This window comes from Robiginitalea biformata HTCC2501, from assembly GCF_000024125.1.
GTDB lineage: Bacteria > Bacteroidota > Bacteroidia > Flavobacteriales > Flavobacteriaceae > Robiginitalea > Robiginitalea biformata.
Genome location: NC_013222.1, coordinates 3,450,687 through 3,467,042 on the forward strand (window position 1 = coordinate 3,450,687; position 16,356 = coordinate 3,467,042).

General features: G+C 56.2%; 17 protein-coding genes. 7 read left to right on the top strand and 10 right to left on the bottom strand.

From position 1 onward, the window contains the following. The first annotated feature begins 40 nt into the window (after nt 1–40). Both RB2501_RS15295 and glgP read left to right on the top strand, forming a co-directional pair. On the top strand, nt 41–826 hold the full coding sequence (locus tag RB2501_RS15295) for a universal stress protein (RefSeq protein ID WP_015755780.1): 786 nt from the start codon (nt 41–43) through the stop codon (nt 824–826). Nucleotides 827–962: 136 nt separating this feature from the next. After that, nucleotides 963–2,615 carry an alpha-glucan family phosphorylase gene (gene glgP / locus RB2501_RS15300; protein WP_015755781.1) on the top strand — a complete coding sequence of 551 codons (1,653 nt, stop codon included), beginning with the start codon at nt 963–965 and terminating at the stop codon, nt 2,613–2,615. On the opposite strand, the gene gldC is transcribed toward glgP, so the two are convergent. Beyond that, on the bottom strand, nt 2,603–2,968 hold the full coding sequence (gene gldC, locus RB2501_RS15305; protein ID WP_015755782.1) for a gliding motility protein GldC: 366 nt from the start codon (nt 2,966–2,968) through the stop codon (nt 2,603–2,605). The genes glgP and gldC overlap by 13 nt on opposite strands. A gap of 6 nt (nt 2,969–2,974) precedes the next feature. Next, on the bottom strand, nt 2,975–3,910 hold the full coding sequence (gene gldB, locus RB2501_RS15310) for a gliding motility lipoprotein GldB (protein ID WP_015755783.1): 936 nt from the start codon (nt 3,908–3,910) through the stop codon (nt 2,975–2,977). Between the two features lie 114 nt (nt 3,911–4,024). Between gldB and nadE the strand changes: the two genes are divergently transcribed. Both nadE and RB2501_RS15320 read left to right on the top strand, forming a co-directional pair. Next, on the top strand, nt 4,025–4,813 hold the full coding sequence (nadE, locus tag RB2501_RS15315; protein ID WP_015755784.1) for an NAD(+) synthase: 789 nt from the start codon (nt 4,025–4,027) through the stop codon (nt 4,811–4,813). 165 nt (nt 4,814–4,978) lie between these two features. Then, complete coding sequence (locus RB2501_RS15320; protein ID WP_041327936.1) at nt 4,979–5,608, top strand: response regulator; 630 nt, start codon at nt 4,979–4,981, stop codon at nt 5,606–5,608. A 114-nt stretch (nt 5,609–5,722) separates the two neighbouring features. Here RB2501_RS15320 and dnaG read toward each other — a convergent pair whose 3' ends face one another. From dnaG to RB2501_RS15345, 5 genes are all read right to left on the bottom strand, one after another. Beyond that, complete coding sequence (gene dnaG, locus RB2501_RS15325; RefSeq protein WP_015755786.1) at nt 5,723–7,699, bottom strand: DNA primase; 1,977 nt, start codon at nt 7,697–7,699, stop codon at nt 5,723–5,725. 136 nt (nt 7,700–7,835) lie between these two features. Next, complete coding sequence (locus RB2501_RS15330) at nt 7,836–8,900, bottom strand: porin family protein (protein WP_041327333.1); 1,065 nt, start codon at nt 8,898–8,900, stop codon at nt 7,836–7,838. An 82-nt stretch (nt 8,901–8,982) separates the two neighbouring features. Continuing rightward, nucleotides 8,983–9,783 (bottom strand): hypothetical protein, encoded by an 801-nt coding sequence (locus RB2501_RS15335; protein WP_015755789.1) that lies wholly within the window; start codon nt 9,781–9,783, stop codon nt 8,983–8,985. After that, complete coding sequence (locus tag RB2501_RS15340) at nt 9,770–10,330, bottom strand: RNA polymerase sigma factor (protein ID WP_015755790.1); 561 nt, start codon at nt 10,328–10,330, stop codon at nt 9,770–9,772. Before RB2501_RS15340 ends, RB2501_RS15335 begins: the two co-directional genes overlap by 14 nt. Before the next feature lie 65 nt (nt 10,331–10,395). After that, a complete protein-coding gene (locus tag RB2501_RS15345; RefSeq protein ID WP_015755791.1) occupies nt 10,396–11,373 on the bottom strand; it encodes a polyprenyl synthetase family protein in 978 nt (325 codons plus the stop codon). 191 nt (nt 11,374–11,564) lie between these two features. Here RB2501_RS15345 and RB2501_RS16325 point away from each other — a divergent pair, with 191 nt between their 5' ends. Further along, the gene (locus RB2501_RS16325) at nt 11,565–11,741 is read left to right on the top strand and encodes a hypothetical protein (RefSeq protein ID WP_015755792.1); all 177 of its coding nucleotides are present in this window, start codon (nt 11,565–11,567) and stop codon (nt 11,739–11,741) included. A gap of 58 nt (nt 11,742–11,799) precedes the next feature. Here RB2501_RS16325 and rlmN read toward each other — a convergent pair whose 3' ends face one another. Together rlmN and queA are read right to left on the bottom strand one after the other, a co-directional pair. After that, on the bottom strand, nt 11,800–12,843 hold the full coding sequence (gene rlmN / locus RB2501_RS15350) for a 23S rRNA (adenine(2503)-C(2))-methyltransferase RlmN (protein WP_015755793.1): 1,044 nt from the start codon (nt 12,841–12,843) through the stop codon (nt 11,800–11,802). 38 nt (nt 12,844–12,881) lie between these two features. Then, nucleotides 12,882–13,931, bottom strand: a complete 1,050-nt coding sequence (gene queA / locus RB2501_RS15355) for a tRNA preQ1(34) S-adenosylmethionine ribosyltransferase-isomerase QueA (RefSeq protein ID WP_015755794.1) — start codon at nt 13,929–13,931, stop codon at nt 12,882–12,884. A gap of 182 nt (nt 13,932–14,113) precedes the next feature. Between queA and RB2501_RS15360 the strand changes: the two genes are divergently transcribed. Together RB2501_RS15360 and RB2501_RS15365 are read left to right on the top strand one after the other, a co-directional pair. Continuing rightward, the gene (locus RB2501_RS15360) at nt 14,114–14,545 is read left to right on the top strand and encodes an META domain-containing protein (protein WP_015755795.1); all 432 of its coding nucleotides are present in this window, start codon (nt 14,114–14,116) and stop codon (nt 14,543–14,545) included. Continuing rightward, nucleotides 14,542–15,102: a DUF3124 domain-containing protein gene (locus RB2501_RS15365; RefSeq protein WP_238528082.1), complete on the top strand. Its 561-nt coding sequence runs from the start codon at nt 14,542–14,544 to the stop codon at nt 15,100–15,102. The genes RB2501_RS15360 and RB2501_RS15365 overlap by 4 nt, the downstream gene beginning before the upstream one ends. Before the next feature lie 21 nt (nt 15,103–15,123). Here the strand turns inward: RB2501_RS15365 and RB2501_RS15370 are convergent, their stop codons facing one another. Further along, nucleotides 15,124–16,353, bottom strand: a complete 1,230-nt coding sequence (locus RB2501_RS15370; RefSeq protein WP_015755797.1) for a 3-phosphoshikimate 1-carboxyvinyltransferase — start codon at nt 16,351–16,353, stop codon at nt 15,124–15,126. Between the last annotated feature and the right edge of the window lie 3 nt (nt 16,354–16,356).

Genomic DNA, 16,356 nt, shown 5'->3' on the forward strand with positions numbered 1-16,356 from the left:
TCCTAGGGGGTAGATTTACAATCGAACCTATATTCAACGCATGGAACGCATCAACGACATCCTTGTCCCCTTTGATTTTTCCCCACCTTCCGAACAGGCCCTGGCCTACGCCCTGGATTTTGTGGGAAGCCGCCCCGGCAAAAAGATCACCCTTTGCTTTATGCAGGAAAAAGAAGACCTGAAGGCCCTGGAGAAACAGTTTGCGGATATTCGCGCCGGACTCAGCAAAGCGTTCCGCTCCGAATTGGACTGGGTGCATTTTTCGCCCCCGTCGGTGCCCGGCCTGATTGACAAGAGCCGGGAACTCCACACCGACCTGATCCTGATGGGCACTTCCGGCTCCCAGGATCCGGAGGGAACCACCCACACCTCGCAAACCGTCCTGTCCACGGATTGCCCGGTTTTGGTAATCCCCCAAGGGGTCCCGGAGGAATTCCGCCTGAAGAAAATCGCCCTGGTACTCGGCAGCAACGAAATAGACGACCCCAAGGATCTGGGGACCTTGCTGAATTTTGCACGAACCTTCAATGCGCAGGTGCACGTGCTGACGATTCAGACCACCCCTGGCGTATACGGGTATTCCAGGGAGGAAGAAAAGAACGAGCGGCTACTCGAGTACTACCTGGAAGATTTCTATGCCCAGCATACCTTTATAGAGAGTGACGACATGGTGGAAGGGATTTTTGACTACGCCCAGGAAAAAGAAATGGACCTGATTGCCATCCTGCCACGCAATCACGTGCGCAATGGCAAGCCGTCCGAGGGACGGCTCACCCGGATCCTGACCCTGCAATCCCGAATCCCCCTGCTGGCCATCGAGCACTAAGGACCTGTTATATGTCCTTGCTCCTGACCACTTGTCGGCCATTGGAGTCATTAAAAGGCCGATTTAAATAGAAAGCAACCATTTATACGTAATTTCCGCGGCAAAACGAATTGTACACACCGAAATACCACCCAATATGTCGCAACCCGTCTCCCCCTACCGCAACTGGTACCACCCGTACACCCCCGACCGGAAATACGCCCGCCGTGCAGCCTACTTCAGCATGGAGTTCGGTATCGACCAGGGGCTGAAAATCTATTCCGGGGGCCTGGGCTTTTTGGCCGGCTCCCACCTGAAGTCCGCCTTTGACCTGAAACAGAATATGATCGGTATCGGGATGCTTTGGAAATACGGCTATTACGACCAGGAGCGGCAGCAAGACGGCACCATGGCATCCCGCCTGGTGGAAAAAAGATACGATTACCTCCAGGATACGGGGATTGAGCTTTCGGTGGCTATTAATGACAACCCGGATGTTCGGGTTCGGGTCTGGGTACTCCCACCGGATGTCTTTCAGACAGTACCCCTGTACCTGCTCAGCACGGATGTCCCCGACAATGACCACCTTTCCCGGACGATCACCGACCGCCTCTACGACCCGAATGACGAAACGCGAATCTCCCAAAGCATTGTACTGGGAATCGGCGGGGCAAAGCTTGTCGGGCTGCTGGGAGGGGCCGACTGCTACCACCTGAACGAAGGCCATGCACTCCCGGCTTTTTATTACCTGCGCGACCAGGGGGTTCCCTCCTCCCAAATGGTCTTCACCACGCATACGCCGGAGAAAGGCGGAAACGAAACCCGCAATGGCTACCACCTGAACAACCGCGGATTCTTTGGCCGCCGGTTGCCCGACCCGGAATTGCGCCGGGAACTCGTCGGGGAAGAGCTCAATTATACCGTATCGGCCCTTCGGCATTCCAAAAAGGCGAATGCGGTTTCCAAACTGCACGCCCGGGTGGCCCGGCAGATGTGGCAACCCTTTGGCCTGGATTCCCGGATCGTCCCCATTACCAATGCCCAGCACCCGGGATACTGGACGGATCCTGCACTGCAAAAGCACTTTGAGAAAAATCAGGTTAAAGCCTTCCGAAAGCGCAAAACGCAAATGAAGGCCGACCTGTTCCGGGAAGTCATGAACCAGACCGGAAAGCGGTTTGACCCGGAGGTCCTCACCGTGGTCTGGGCCCGGCGGTTTGCCGCCTACAAACGGGCAGACCTGCTGTTGCGGGATTTTGAGCGTTTCCGAAAACTCCTGACCAACCCGGAAAAACCCATACAGATTATCTGGGCGGGCAAGCCCTACCCGGAAGACTACGGCGCCATCAATATCTTCAACCGACTCATCGAGGTCAGCTGGGGGTTCCCCAACCTGAGTGTGCTGACCGGCTATGAGATGGAACTCTCCAGGTTGCTGAAGGAAGGCTCGGATATCTGGCTCAACACCCCGCGAATCACCCGAGAGGCCTCCGGTACCAGCGGGATGACGGCTGCGATGAACGGTTCGCTGAACCTGACGGTGAACGACGGTTGGATCCCCGAGTTTGCCCGTCACGGCGAAAATGCCTTTGTCCTTCCCGAGGCAGATCCCGGACAGCCCCACAGCGTCCAGGACGAGGTAGACAGCAAAAACCTGTACGAAATACTCGAGAAAGACGTATTGCCCTTATACTACGAGCAACCCGAAAAATGGATGGAGATGGTATTCCGCGCCAAGGAGGAAGTTGTCCCTGCGTTTTCGAGCCACCGGATGGCCGACGCCTACTACCGGGAGCTCTACAAGGCCTGACCTCCCGGGCCGGGCGAATCGCCTTTTAGTTCGAGCTTCTCGGCAAAGTAGTCGCAGAAATCCTTCATGGTGGCCGTCATCTTTTCGTCCTGGGTGGCCTTCATAAACGTATCGGAAAGCGCCACCAGGGTCTGGTGGAAAAAGATCTTCATCTCCTCCACGGGCATGTCCTTGGTCCAGAGGTCAATTTTCAGGGACTCTTTGTTTGCGCTGTCCCAAACAGACAGGAGCATCGCCTTGGCTTCCTCGTTTTCAATCCCGCCGTCCTGGGCAGACCAGTGCAGCTTTTCCGGGACCCGGTTTTCATCCAGGGCCACCCGAAGGGTTATTTCCGATGTATGTAGTTCCGACATAATTTCTTATCTGGGGGGTTTGTAATTTGATTCCCTGAACAGTGCCTCCCCGGGCAATTCCATCAGTTGGCGAAGTTCCGTATCCGGGTTGGCCTCCATATAGGAGCGCACAATCTGCCATCCCATATAGCGACCGATCCTCCCGGGCGATTCGTTGTCGAGTTCCAGTCGGAACTTGCTGAAAGGCGCCGGGTCCAAAAATCGCGGGCCCAGTTCCCGGTCCGTGCTGTAGAGCAGTTCCCGTTCAATCAGGTAGCGCCAGATCTGGGCTTCGTTCTCCCGGGCCCATTGGAGCTCCTCCCCGGTATAGCCGATTTTGGTCGAATCCGGTTCCAGGGGCAGCAATTGATCCTTCAGGTAGAGGATTTTACCGTAATAAACCATCTGGCCGACAAAACTCCGCTCCCGGGGAGCCGGGACCACCGACCGGGCAAATGCCGCCGCCACATCGCTCATCATGAAATCCGCATCCAGGGATTTGGCGATATACCGGTCCATGTTGCCGTAGAAGGGGTGGTCCGGGCCCAGGTAGTTGTCCAGGCCAATCAGCAACAGCGTATCGGCCAGGACCACCCGGTTTTGGTAATCCACATCCGTTGTCAGCGTGATGACCGAAGGCACCGGGCGATCGGGAAAATAAAATTGTACGTGCTTGTAGAAGAGTTCGAGTTCCCGGGCAAACGGCTCAAAATCGGGAAAAACCCGTTCCACCTCCGCCCGCAGCCGGGTTTGCAGGGAATCCTCTTTTTTGGCCAGCCAAATACTGTCCGGGAATTGGGACGGAAACAGGTAGGGGAACCGGGCTTTTAAACCGGGGAGCTCCTCAGGGGCCACAGTGTCAAAGGCACGGTCAAATCGATGGACCTCGAGGTCTACCGGTATCCGGGCAATGCGTTCGGGTACATTCGCCCCGGTTTCCCCACAGCTGCAGAACAGCACCATGGCAACAACAGGTATTCCTTTTATAAGTAATCGCAGCAAGGCTTTCGTATTAGGAGGCGGGGTGCTATTTTTACGGGGCAAAGTTAGTGGTTTTCCAATTGAAACTAAAGCGGGATGCAATCTGAAAAAATCATCGAACATATCGTTAACTGGTTAAAGGACTATGCCCGTGATGCGGGAATGAAGGGGTTTGTCGTCGGGGTCTCCGGGGGCATCGATTCGGCCCTCACCTCCACGTTATGCGCCCGGACCGGGCTGGAGGTGCTCTGTCTGGAAATGCCCATTCACCAATCCACAGCTCAGGTTACGCGGGCTGCCAACCATATCGAATGGCTCCGGAACCAGTATCCCAACGTGCGGTCCGAATGGATCAACCTGACCCCGGTATTCGACAGCCTGATCGGGGTACTCCCGCCGGTGGAATCCGAAGACTCGCGGTTTATGTCCCTGGCCAATACCCGCGCCCGGTTGCGAATGACCTCCCTGTATTATTTCGCCGCCCTGGAAAAGTACCTGGTGGCCGGAACGGGCAACAAGGTGGAGGATTTCGGGGTGGGATTCTACACGAAATACGGGGACGGAGGCGTGGACCTCAGCCCGATTGCGGACCTGCTGAAGACAGAGGTATACCAGCTGGCTTCCCATTTGGGAATCAATAAGGAAATCCAGGATGCCCCGCCCACGGACGGGCTCTGGGGAGACAACCGCACGGATGAAGACCAGATTGGGGCCTCCTACCCGGAATTGGAGTGGGCCATGGAGATGGACGAACGGGGCAAAAAAGCCGATGATTTTAAGGGTCGGGAGCGTGAAGTCTTTAAAATATACAAACACCTCAATACCGTTAATCGACACAAAATGCTTCCTATCCCGGTGTGTGAAATTCCGGAATCCCTCAAATAAGCCACTCAGCCCCAATTCGATGCATTATCTCGAGAATTGAGGGAGATTTCCTAACCAATCGGGAATTTTTTGACAATTTTGTTGAGGTAATAACGGATTTAAGCCTTACATTGCATGTCAGTTTTTAGGGACGTGCCGAGCCTTGAAATCGATAAACAAACCAAAATGATCAATGTACTAATTGCGGATAATCACCCGGTTGTCCGTCTTGGCATCAAACAAGTTCTGGAAAATGATGGCGATATTCAGGTTCTCGGAGACGTTGGAACCACCACGGCGCTTTTCCAGATGCTTTCAAAAGCGACCCCCGACGTACTGATCCTCGAGATGGATATTCCGGAAATCAACGGAATTGCCACCCTGCGCAAAATGAAAGATGAATACCCGGAAGTCCAGGTGCTGATTTACAGTGGCCAGTCCGAGGACGTCTATGCCCTGAGCACCATCCGTGCCGGCGCGCGCGGCTACCTTTCAAAAAGCGCCGAACTCTCCTACCTGGCCGATGCCGTGCATAAGGTAAGTGACGGGGGCATGTTCATCACCAATGAACTCGCCCAGCGGCTGGCCTTTGACGAAGGCACCCAGAAACCCCGCCGCTTTTTCCGCAAGCTGTCTACCCGCGAGGTGGAAGTCCTTAAAATGCTGGCGAGCGGCAAACGAAACAAGGAAGTGGCCCTTGGCCTGAACCTGAACGAAAAAACCGTCAGTACCTACAAGGCCCGCCTGATGAAAAAGCTGAATGTCGACAATATGGTCGATTTGCTTCAACAAGCCAAAGCCCTGGAATTATACTGATTGCAGCGAGGCGAATACTGGATAAAAAAGCCCGGATCCCCGGGCTTTTTTATTTTCGTTGCCCGGGACGCGGGGGATACGCGGCACGTCCCTCAGCTTGCCGGGGTATCGCTTTCAGGATAATACCCGGTTGAGCTTTTTGTTGAGGAGTTTGTTGAGTTGCAGGTAATTGATAATCTCCTCCAGCACCTCGGCATTCGTCTCCCCGGGACGGGATTCGGTCTGCCCCCTCAGCGCCTCGATGCGCTTTTTGATCAGGTAACACCTCAGGGAGAGGATGGTTTCGCTTACGAGTTGCCCCAGGCTGTCCTGCTTTTGTTTCGGGTAGATATCCTTGCGTTCCCAATGGTGCAGCTCGTACTTCTCCTCGTCCATGAGGATGGCCGATAATTCCCCGGCAAATTCCGCATCCGCCTCTTCGGTTAACCGGTGCACGCTGAAATCCGGTTCGGAATTCAGCTTCTCGATGAGTTTGTAGTAGAGGCTCCGGAATCGGGCGTCGCTGAGTTCAATTTCATCCTCCTGAAGGTCCAGAAAAATTTTCTCAAAAACGCGTACTTCGCTACGCTCAGGTTCCAATACCAACTCCCCTTCGTCGTTCTCCTTCAGGACGAGATCCTCGAATTCCTCGGACTCCCTGCCGTAGAGCAGCAGTACTTCGATAATTTTACGCTCCAGCTCGTACTGGGGGTCTACCTTGGCGGCAGCGGGATCCTGCCGGACCACTTCCATGGGTCCCGGTTCGGGCTTGCGCGCCTCTTCCCGCTGGGCCTTGCGGGTCATCTGTGCCAGCGTGTTAAAGAGGACTTCTTCGGATATCCCCATCAGGGAGGCGCACTCCTGTACGTAAACCTCCCGTTTGATGCGATCGGGGATCCGGGCGATGCTGCTGACGATATCCCGGATGGTCTCTGCGCGCCGGATCGGGTCGTTGGCGGCTTCTTCGGTTAGCAGGGCCGTTTTAAACTGTATAAAATCCCGGGAATTCTCCTTGAGGTAGGCCTCGATGGCATCCCGGGAATGAGACCGTGCAAAACTGTCCGGGTCCTCCCCTGCCGGGAACGTGCATACCCGGACGTTCAGCCCCTCTTCCAGGATCAGGTCGATCCCCCGGAGGGATGCCCGCAGCCCGGCTGCATCCCCGTCAAAAAGGACCACCACGTTCACCGTCAGGCGTCGGATCAGGCGGATTTGTTCCGGGGTCAGCGCCGTACCGCTGGAGGCGACCACGTTTTCAATGCCGCTCTGGTACAACTGGATGACATCCGTATACCCTTCCACCAGGTAACAGACATCCTCGCGGGCTATTGCCTTCTTGGCGTGGTAGATGCCGTAGAGCACCTTGCTCTTGTGATAAATCTCGCTTTCGGGCGAATTCAGGTACTTGGCGACTTTCTTCTCGGAACTCAGGGTCCGGCCCCCGAATCCGAGAACCCGTCCGCTCATGGACTGGATGGGGAAGAGTACCCGCCCCTTGAAGCGGTCGAATTTCCTCGGTGGCTGGGCGGGGTCGGCGGCGGGTTTCACTATGGTCAGGCCCGTTTTCTCCAGGAATTCCAGTTGATAGCCCTTTTCCAGGGCCGCATCGGTAAAGGCAGACCACTGGTCCGGGTTGTACCCCAAGCCGAATTCGCGGATAGTATCTTCGGAAAACCCGCGCTCTTTAAAATACGTCAGCCCGATGGCCTTCCCGCTCTCGCTCTCCCAAAGGCACTCCTGGAAAAAATCCCGGGCAAACTCGCTGACCAGCAACATGCTTTCCCGTTCACTCGCCTGCTCCTTCTCCTCGTCCGTCCGCTGGGTTTCCTCTACTTCAATCTGATATTTGCGGGCCAGGTATTTGATGGCCTCCGGGTAGGTGAAATGCTCGTGTTCCATTAGAAACGCCACCACATTGCCCCCCTTGCCGCTGCTGAAATCCTTCCAGATCTGTTTCACCGGGGAGACCATAAAGCTCGGCGTCCGTTCGTCCGTGAACGGGCTCAGCCCCTTGAAGTTGGAGCCGGACTTTTTTAACTGCACAAAATCCCCGATGACCTCTTCCACGCGGGCGGCGTCAAAAACCTTGTCAATAGTCGTCCTGGCAATCAATTCTTCCCGTTTTTGGCAAAGGTAAATGTACGAAATCGTATGGTCCGGAAAAAGGTATTATATCCCGGGTCGTACTGGAAAAAATAAGGGGCGCCCGAAAGCGCCCCTACCGTTATCGGGAATCCGGAACAACGGCTCAAAGGTCAAATCGCAGGCCCATGGACAGGTTGTGCTCGTCCACCGCCGCGTTTTCAAATATGGGGTTCAGGTCGTACTTGGCATAGAGCAGCACCCCTTCCACGCCGATGTACCCGGCCAGGCCATAGACCAGGTCGGAGGTATTGTAGCCCCTTTTCAGTTTGTCTTTTACGCGTTCCCCGTCCCGGGTGTACTTGAGTTTCTGGCGCGCCCCCAGGTTGAAGCCGCCGTACCCGCCCAGCCCGATGCGGAACTGGTTCTCCAGGGAATACCGGAAATGGTCCTCGTACTCCTTGTAGCGCGAAGGCCCGAATTCCAGGTACACGGGCACCACCAGATTGTCCATCCGGAATTTGGATTTGTCCAGCTCGTACTCAAATTCCTGCAGGTTGGTTTGCCCGTCCTCGGCTACGAAATACTGGTTGCCCTCCGGTTTTAAGCCATTGAATTGCAGGGATACCCCGTAATGGAACCGCAAAAAATTACTGTTGTTGAAAACCCGGGTCCGCCAGGACCAGCCAATCTCAAAAAACCGGCTGCCGGCGAGTTTATAGGGGGCCTCCTCCAGGCTCCGGCCGGAAGCCATGGCGTTGTTAAAGCCCACGGCCACCACCAGGTCGGAATACGTGCGGCGGTCATATTTTACCGGCCGGTTCCGTTCGCGCCAGCTAAACACATCCTCGTCGTTAAACCGGATGTTGAAGCCCACCACCTCCCCGGCATCATCACGGTTCTTCCGGGTGCCGAGCACTTCACCTTCGTTCCGCTCCAGCAGGGCAATCTCCCGGTCGATCATGTTGAGCCGGTCCGCGATATTCAGGGCGCGTTTTTCAGCGGCGGCTTCTTTGAGCTGTGCTGCCTCCGCCTCCGTAATCTCCCCGTCAATCAGGCGCTCCTCAATGCGCAGGATTTCCTGTTTCAACGCCTCCTTCTCCTGAAGGGAGACCTGCTCCCGCATCTCTTTGAGGGATTCGACGCGATTTTCATAAGGTTCTTGACCCAGGGCGAGTTGTGTACTTGCGAGGATCAACATCGGGATTAACAGGCGTACTAATGTGTTCATTTCTTTTTGATTTGATGATTGATGAATAGACTCCTCCCGGACCCCGTTACGGGATCGGAATAATTGTTTGTATTTCAATGGGTTAATTGTTCCGGTCGGCTACTGCCGTCCGCACCTTCCTAAAGCCGTCTTTCAACTTTTCGAACAGCTCTTCCCGAAAAGTCTGGTCGAGTTCCGATTCGGCGGCCGAAAGTAGCGACCGCGCGTCCACCGAATCCCGGGGCATGCGGTAGGCCGAGGCAGCTATCCGCTCCTGCGCCTCCCGCAGCAGCGAATCGATTTCGGCATCCGTAACGACAGCGCCCCCTTCCTGCTCCCGTTGGGCAACCTCCGTGAGGATGGCATCGAGTTGCCGGTTTATCTGCAAGGCCAGGCCGCTGGTATCCACCCCGGTTGCCGGGGCCTCCCCGTTATTGGCGATATCCGGGCCGGGATCATCATTTAGCGGCAATTGGGCCGCCCGCGTCGGATCTGCCGACGGTTGCCTTCCTGCCGCAGATTCGGTGGCTTCCCGACGTTTCTCCGGGCTGGCCTCCCCGGCCAGGGCATCCGCAGGGGGCTGCTCCCCGGGGGGTTGTGAATGTTGGCGGTCCTCCGCCCGGGTGTCCGGGGCGGCAACTACGGGCAGGTCCCCGGAAGCCGGATACGGCCCCATGGGATCAATGCCCCCGGCGCTTCCCGGGCCGGATAGCATCCGAACCCCCAGGACGATCAGCAGGCAGGCTGCCGCAGCGTACATCCAGGGCAACCAACGTTTCCGACGGCCCGCCCCACGGGGTACGTCGAGCCGTCCGGACAGGCGCTCCCAGGCCCCGGGGGTCGGTTGGATCTCCTGTTCCTGTAATTTTTCCTTTATTTTCCTTTCAAAATCAACGGGTGCCATAGCGGGTAATTTGATGTTTTTCCAGCTGCTCCTGCAGCAATTTCCGGGCCTTGTACAGCTGGGATTTGGAGGTGCTCTCGGATATATCCAGCAACTCCGCAATCTCCGGGTGTTTGTAACCTTCCACGACGTATAGGACAAAAACGGTCCGGTACCCTTCGGGCAAGGCGTCAATGAGCTCGTAAATCTGGCGCAATTCCAGGAAATCCGATTCCCGATCCGGTTTGCTGGCGGGCTCCGGCAGTTCCTCATGGAGCACCAGGAATTGCCTTTTGCGCAAAAAGTCAATCGATTGCCGCACCATGATCCTACGCATCCAGCCTTCAAAACTCCCTTCGTGCCTGTAGGTTGCCAGGTTTTCAAAGACCTTGACAAACCCTTCGATCATCACGTCTTCTGCGTGCTGCAGGTCCCGTACATACCGACGGCAAACAGCCAGCATTTTCGGGGACCAGTGTTCGTAAAGCGTTTTCTGTGCTTCCCGATGCCCATCGCGGGCCTTTCGGATAAGGGCCTTCTCGTTCTGAAATAAGGCGATGATCTTCACGGTTTGGTGTCGGTTTCTATAGATATAGACGAAGCCGGATGAAAAAGGGTTGCCTGGCCGTCTGATTACTGCCTGCGGTCCACCACATAATTGACCATCAATTCCAGGGCCTCCCGGTAGGATGATTGCGGAAACGGTTTGAGCATTTCCAGGGCTTCCTGTTTGAATTCCTGCATCCGCCCTTCGGCGTATTCCAGGCCGCCGGAAGATTTTACAAAATCGATCACTTCGCGCACCCGCTTCTTATCGGTGTTGTAGTTCTTTACCGAATTGATCAGCCACTTCCGGTCCCGTTCGGATGCTGAATTCAGCGCATAGATCAGGGGAAGCGTCATCTTCTGTTCCTTGATGTCAATCCCGGTAGGCTTCCCGATCCGGTTTTCGCCGTAATCGAACAGATCGTCCTTGATCTGGAAGGCCATACCGCAGCGTTCCCCGAATTTCCGGAACATTTCCACATATTCCGAATCGGGACGGACCGAGGCGGCCCCCAGGCTGCAGCACGCCGCGATCAGGGTAGCAGTTTTCTGCCGGATGATCTCGTAATACACTTCTTCGGTAATATCCAGCCGGCGCGCCTTCTCGAGCTGGAGGAGTTCGCCTTCGCTGATTTCCCGCATGGCCGCCGAAATAATCCGCAACAGGTCAAAATCTCCGTTGTCCACGGATAACAACATCCCCCGGGCGAGCAGGAAGTCCCCCACCAGGACGGCAATCTTGTTCTTCCAAAGGGCATTAATGGAGAAGAAGCCGCGTCGCTTGAAGCTCTCATCCACCACGTCGTCGTGGACCAGGCTGGCCGTATGGATCAACTCAATGACCGAGGCACCGCGGTAGGTCCGTTCGTTTACCTGGCCTTCGTTGAGCAGTTTGGCTGTCAGGAAAACGAACATGGGTCGCATCTGCTTGCCCTTCCGGTTGACGATGTAATAGGTAATCCGGTTGAGCAGCGGCACCTTGGACGACATGGACTGATGAAACTTCTTTTCAAAGAGTTCCATCTCCTTATCAATGGGCTCACGGATGCGGGCGCTGGTCTTCAATCGGGTCGTTTTGGAAGGTCAGGTCTAAGCAGGTATAAATGTAGGCAAAAAGGCGGGAAGCCCGGCAGGAAACCGCCCAAGCGACCTGCATTGTGGATGGACATCGCCGGATTCCCTTCCTGGGCCAGCCATCCAGGGCCCTGGTCGTCCGCCCGTTGTAACAAAACGCAGCATCCTGCGACCTATTAGGCATGAAAAAGCTACAGATTATCAACGCGCTCCTATGGGCCGCATCGATCCTGGTAACCTCGTATTTCTTCCGGGAAGGGACGGGGTATGAGTATGTCCTGGGGGTACAGGTAATTGCGGCAACCCTGATGCTCGGGTTGATCCAGAACCAGAGCAGGAAGCGCGCGGGAACCCGTTAGGAACTGGTTACGGGTCGTGCCGGCCAGACAATGACAGGAGCAGTTGTCTTTTGGGGAGTTACCCCTTGTTGGCGAGCTGCCCGCAGGCGGCGTCGATGTCCTTGCCCCGGGAACGCCTTACAGTAACCGTGATCCCGGCTCCCTCCAGGGCATTGATGTATGCCTGCAGGGCGGGTTCGGATGCCTGCCGGAAGGCATCGTCCCCTATAGGGTTGTACTCAATCAGGTTGACCTTACAGGGGGCGGCCCGGCAGAATGCCAATAGTGCAGCCACGTCCTCCGGCCCGTCGTTAATCCCCTCCCAGACCACGTATTCGTAGGTCACCCGGTTCCCGGTCTTTTCGTACCAGTATACGATGGCGTCCCGCAGGTCGTCAAGCGGAAAGGTCTCGTTGAACGGCATAATCGTTGAGCGGGTGCTGTCGATGGCGGAATGCAGGGATACGGCCAGATTGAAACGCGGGCCCTCTTCGGCCATCCGGCGGATCATCTTGGGGACCCCTGAGGTGGAAACGGTAATGCGCCGGGGGGACATGCCCAGGCCCTCTTCCGAGGTGATTTTATCAATCGCCTTCATCATGTTCGGGTAGTTCATGAGCGGCTCCCCCATCCCCATAAAGACAATATTGCTCAGGGGGCGACCGAAATAGAGCCGGCTCTGCCGGTCGATTACCACCACCTGGTCGTAAATCTCGTCCGGGTTCAGGTTCCGCATCCGCTTCAGGCGGGCCGTGGCGCAGAATTTGCAGTCCAGGCTGCACCCCACCTGGCTGGATACACAGGCCGTGGTGCGGTTCTCGGTGGGGATCAGCACGGATTCCACCACAAGTCCGTCGTGCAGGCGCACAGCGTTCTTTACCGTGCCGTCCGCGCTGCGCTGCATCCGGTCTACTTCAATATGGTTGATGGTGAATTCGGCGGCCAGCTGCTCCCGGAGATCCAGGGAGAGGTTCGTCATCGCATCAAAGTCATGCGCCCCTTTTTTCCACAACCATTCATATACCTGGTTGCCACGGAAGGCCTCCATCCCGCGGGATTCGAAGAAGTCCCGCAGCTGCTCCCGGCTCAGGGCACGGATATCTTTCTTGGCCTCGGACTTCATATGGGCAGGGGTTCAGGCCGCTTCCGGCCGGTTTTAAATTAAAGGATCAGCATAGCATCCCCGTAGGAATAGAACCGGTACTGTTCCAAAATGGCTTCCTTGTACGCCCGCTTCATCAGGTCATGGCCCATAAAGGCCGAAACCATCATCAGCAAAGTGGACTTGGGCAGGTGGAAATTGGTCACCATGCAATTGGCGATGCTGAACTCATACGGAGGGAAGATGAACTTGTTGGTCCAGCCTTCGTGGGTGTTCAGCATGTGCTCGGACGAAACGGCACTTTCCAGGCCTCGCATCACCGTGGTTCCCACGGCACATACCTTGCGTTTGTTTTTCTTGGCGGTATTGACGATCTCGGTGGCCCGCTCGTCGATGACCAGTTCTTCACTGTCCATCTTGTGTTTTGACAGGTCTTCCACCTCAACCGGGCTGAAAGTCCCCAAGCCAACGTGCAGGGTGAGCTCGGCAAAGTTGATGCCCTTGATCTCCAGCCGCTTGAGCAGGTGCTTGGAGAAGTGCAGACCGGCTGTCGGGGCGGCTACGGCACCCTCGTACTTGGCGTAGATGGTCTGGTAGCGGCTTTCGTCTTCCGGTTCCGGGTCGCGCTTGATGTATTTCGGGAGCGGTGTCTGCCCAAGCTCCCGCATCTTGCGGCGGAAATCCGTATAGGAGCCGTCGTAGAGGAAGCGCAGGGTCCGTCCCCGTGAAGTGGTATTGTCGATTACCTCAGCCACCAGGGCCTCGTCTTCCCCGAAATAGAGCTTGTTGCCAATCCGGATTTTCCGTGCCGGGTCTACCAGCACATCCCAGAGGCGCTGTTCTTCGTTCAGCTCGCGGAGCAGGAAAACCTCGATGCGCGCCCCGGTTTTTTCTTTGTTCCCGTACAGGCGGGCAGGGAATACCTTCGTGTTGTTGAGCACTACCACATCGTCTTCCTCAAAGTAGTCGATCAGGTCCTTGAACAATTTGTGCTCGATCTTACCCGTTTCCCGGTGGACGACCATCAATTTGGATTCATCCCGGTTCTCTGTCGGGTACTCGGCCAATAGTTCTTTGGGAAGCTCAAAATTAAAATGTGATAGTTTCATAGTCTGGCGTTCGTGTTTTTTGCGGCTGCAAATATACGACCCTCAAACAGGGGATGTCAAGTAATAGAGAGACTTAAATTGGAAAATGCTGGGAAGTTGCAGGCGGATGCCCACCCGATTTCCGGCAGAAGCGCCAATTGCTTATCTTTAAACGCCCTGAAAGAGGGGGCAAAGCCTGGTATATGAAATACAATTATTGCCTATCCATCATCCTCTGCCTGGCAGCCTTCGGTTCCTGCGGGACCCCCAAAGCCACCGGCGGTTCCGGGTTTCCCTATGCCACAACCTGGGAACTCGATTTTATTTCGGGTACCCGAATCGCTTTTGAGGGCTTGTTCCCGGATCGGAAACCCGTCCTGACCTTTAATGCCGGCGAGGGCACCGCCTCGGGCAACAGCGGGTGCAACGGTTACACGGCTCCGGTTGAGATTTCCGGCAACCGGATTGAATTCGGGCAACCCGGCCCCTCCACCATGATGTACTGCGGACCCGGAGAGAACCAATTCCGGGAAATGCTTCAGAAGGTAAACCGCTGGGAGGTAAATTCGAACGGCAAACTCACGCTGCTCCTCGGGGACATCCCGATGCTGCGGTTTAAAAAGGCATCTCCGTGAATGGGATAAAATCCATAACGACAAATAAAGTTTGCTGCCCGGTTGCCATCGGCCTCTCTTTGTTGCTGGCCCTTGTCGGTTGCACGGAGTCTCCCACCGGGGAGGCAAAGCCCGTGGTGAACTGGCAGGAGCGGGCTACGCGTATCCCTGAAGATTCCCTGCAGGCAGGGGCTACGTATCTGTCGGTCTATTCACAGATCTACAGTCAGTCAGAGCACCGGACCTTCAACCTGACGGTCACCGTCAGCCTGAGAAACACGAATACGGCCGATACGGTCTATATCCAATCCGTGGATTACTACGACACCAGCGGGGAGGCTATCCGGAAGTACATCCGGCAGCCCGTATTTATCGCGCCCATGGAAACGGTGGAAATCGTTATCGCCGAAGACGACCTGCAAGGGGGTACGGGTGGCAATTTCTACTTTGACTGGCTCACCCCGGCAGGATCCCAACCGCCGTATTTCGAAGCGGTTATGATCAGTACCTACGGGTCTCAGGGGCTGTCCTTCAGCACCCAGGGACATCCGGTTGGCACCCCCCGGAAGCATCCGTAGAACCGGGTTGCCGTATAGGTTTTACACCTCCAGGTGGCTGAACCCCAGCGCCTCCAGGTCCTCCCAGAAGTCCGGGTAGGATTTGGAGACTACACCCGCATCCTCAATTACCAGGTCCGTTTTCAGCCCCAGGGGGGCGAAGGCCATAGCCATCCGGTGGTCATTGTAGGTGCGGATGCGCTGCATGGCCACAATTCTCCGGCTGGGTTCCAGGTGCAGGGATTTGTCTGTTACACGGATCTCCGCCCCGAGTTTCTTCAATTCGTTTTCCAGGGCTACCAGCCGGTCCGTTTCCTTGATCTTCAGCGTGTGCAACCCGGTGAGCTCGCATCCGATCCCCAGCCCGAAACAACAGGCTGCCAGGGTTTGGGCCAGGTCGGGGGAACGGATCAGGTCGCAGCGGAAAAAATCGGAATCCGGGTCCCCGCTGCGGGTAATTTCCAGCCGGTCGTCCTCAAAATGGGATTCTACCCCCAATTGCCCGAATATTTCGGGCAGCACGCTGTCTCCCTGCAGGGAGTCTCCCCGGAAGGATCGCAGGCCAATCTGGCTACCCGTGGGGGACAGGGCCACCAGGCTGTAGAAATAAGAGGCCGAACTCCAGTCGGATTCCACCGTGCAGATGCTTTCCGGCAGGGAGGCGGCGTGTTCCACCCGGATGGTTTGGTCCCTGAATTCGGTCTTCACGCCAAGGCGGTCCAGCAGTCCGAGGGTCATCCGGATATAAGGAACCGAGGTGATGGTCCCCTCCAGATGGAGGGTCAGCCCATTCGGAAGGCTCGGGGCAATCAGCAGCAGGGCCGAGATATACTGGCTGCTCACATGGGCAGGCAGGGTAACCTCAGACTTCTCCAGGCGTTTTCCCCGGATCCGCAGGGGCGGGCAGCCCGGGTTTTCCAGGTAGTCGATCTCCGCCCCCAGGTCCCTGAGCGCTTCCACCAGGATTTCTATCGGGCGTTCCTTCATCCGTTGCGATCCGGTAAGGGTCACCTCCCGGCCTTCCCTGCTGGCAAAATAGGCCGTCAAAAATCGCATGGCGGTACCCGCGTGGTGGATGTCCACGGTATCCGCCCCGGATGCCAGGCCGTTTTGCATAACGCGGGCATCGTCGGAATTTGAAAGATTCCGGATCTCGATACCCGGATAGAGGGCGCGCAACAAGAGCAGCCTGTTCGACTCGCTCTTGGAGCCCGTAATGGTGATATCCTGCTGGAGGCGTTGCTGGCGGGGGCCGCTGATTTGTAGATCCAAGTC

What these genes read in the sequence shown, in the direction of transcription:
- RB2501_RS15295 (WP_015755780.1), top strand. Translation starts at nt 41, where the DNA reads ATGGAACGCATCAACGACATCCTTGTCCCCTTTGATTTTTCCCCACCT.
- RB2501_RS15320 (WP_041327936.1), top strand. Translation starts at nt 4,979, where the DNA reads ATGATCAATGTACTAATTGCGGATAATCACCCGGTTGTCCGTCTTGGC.
- nadE (WP_015755784.1), top strand. Translation starts at nt 4,025, where the DNA reads ATGCAATCTGAAAAAATCATCGAACATATCGTTAACTGGTTAAAGGAC.
- gldC (WP_015755782.1), bottom strand. Translation starts at nt 2,968, where the DNA reads ATGTCGGAACTACATACATCGGAAATAACCCTTCGGGTGGCCCTGGAT.
- RB2501_RS16325 (WP_015755792.1), top strand. Translation starts at nt 11,565, where the DNA reads ATGAAAAAGCTACAGATTATCAACGCGCTCCTATGGGCCGCATCGATC.
- rlmN (WP_015755793.1), bottom strand. Translation starts at nt 12,843, where the DNA reads ATGAAGTCCGAGGCCAAGAAAGATATCCGTGCCCTGAGCCGGGAGCAG.
- gldB (WP_015755783.1), bottom strand. Translation starts at nt 3,910, where the DNA reads ATGGTGCTGTTCTGCAGCTGTGGGGAAACCGGGGCGAATGTACCCGAA.
- glgP (WP_015755781.1), top strand. Translation starts at nt 963, where the DNA reads ATGTCGCAACCCGTCTCCCCCTACCGCAACTGGTACCACCCGTACACC.
- RB2501_RS15330 (WP_041327333.1), bottom strand. Translation starts at nt 8,900, where the DNA reads ATGAACACATTAGTACGCCTGTTAATCCCGATGTTGATCCTCGCAAGT.
- queA (WP_015755794.1), bottom strand. Translation starts at nt 13,931, where the DNA reads ATGAAACTATCACATTTTAATTTTGAGCTTCCCAAAGAACTATTGGCC.
- RB2501_RS15360 (WP_015755795.1), top strand. Translation starts at nt 14,114, where the DNA reads ATGAAATACAATTATTGCCTATCCATCATCCTCTGCCTGGCAGCCTTC.
- RB2501_RS15335 (WP_015755789.1), bottom strand. Translation starts at nt 9,783, where the DNA reads ATGGCACCCGTTGATTTTGAAAGGAAAATAAAGGAAAAATTACAGGAA.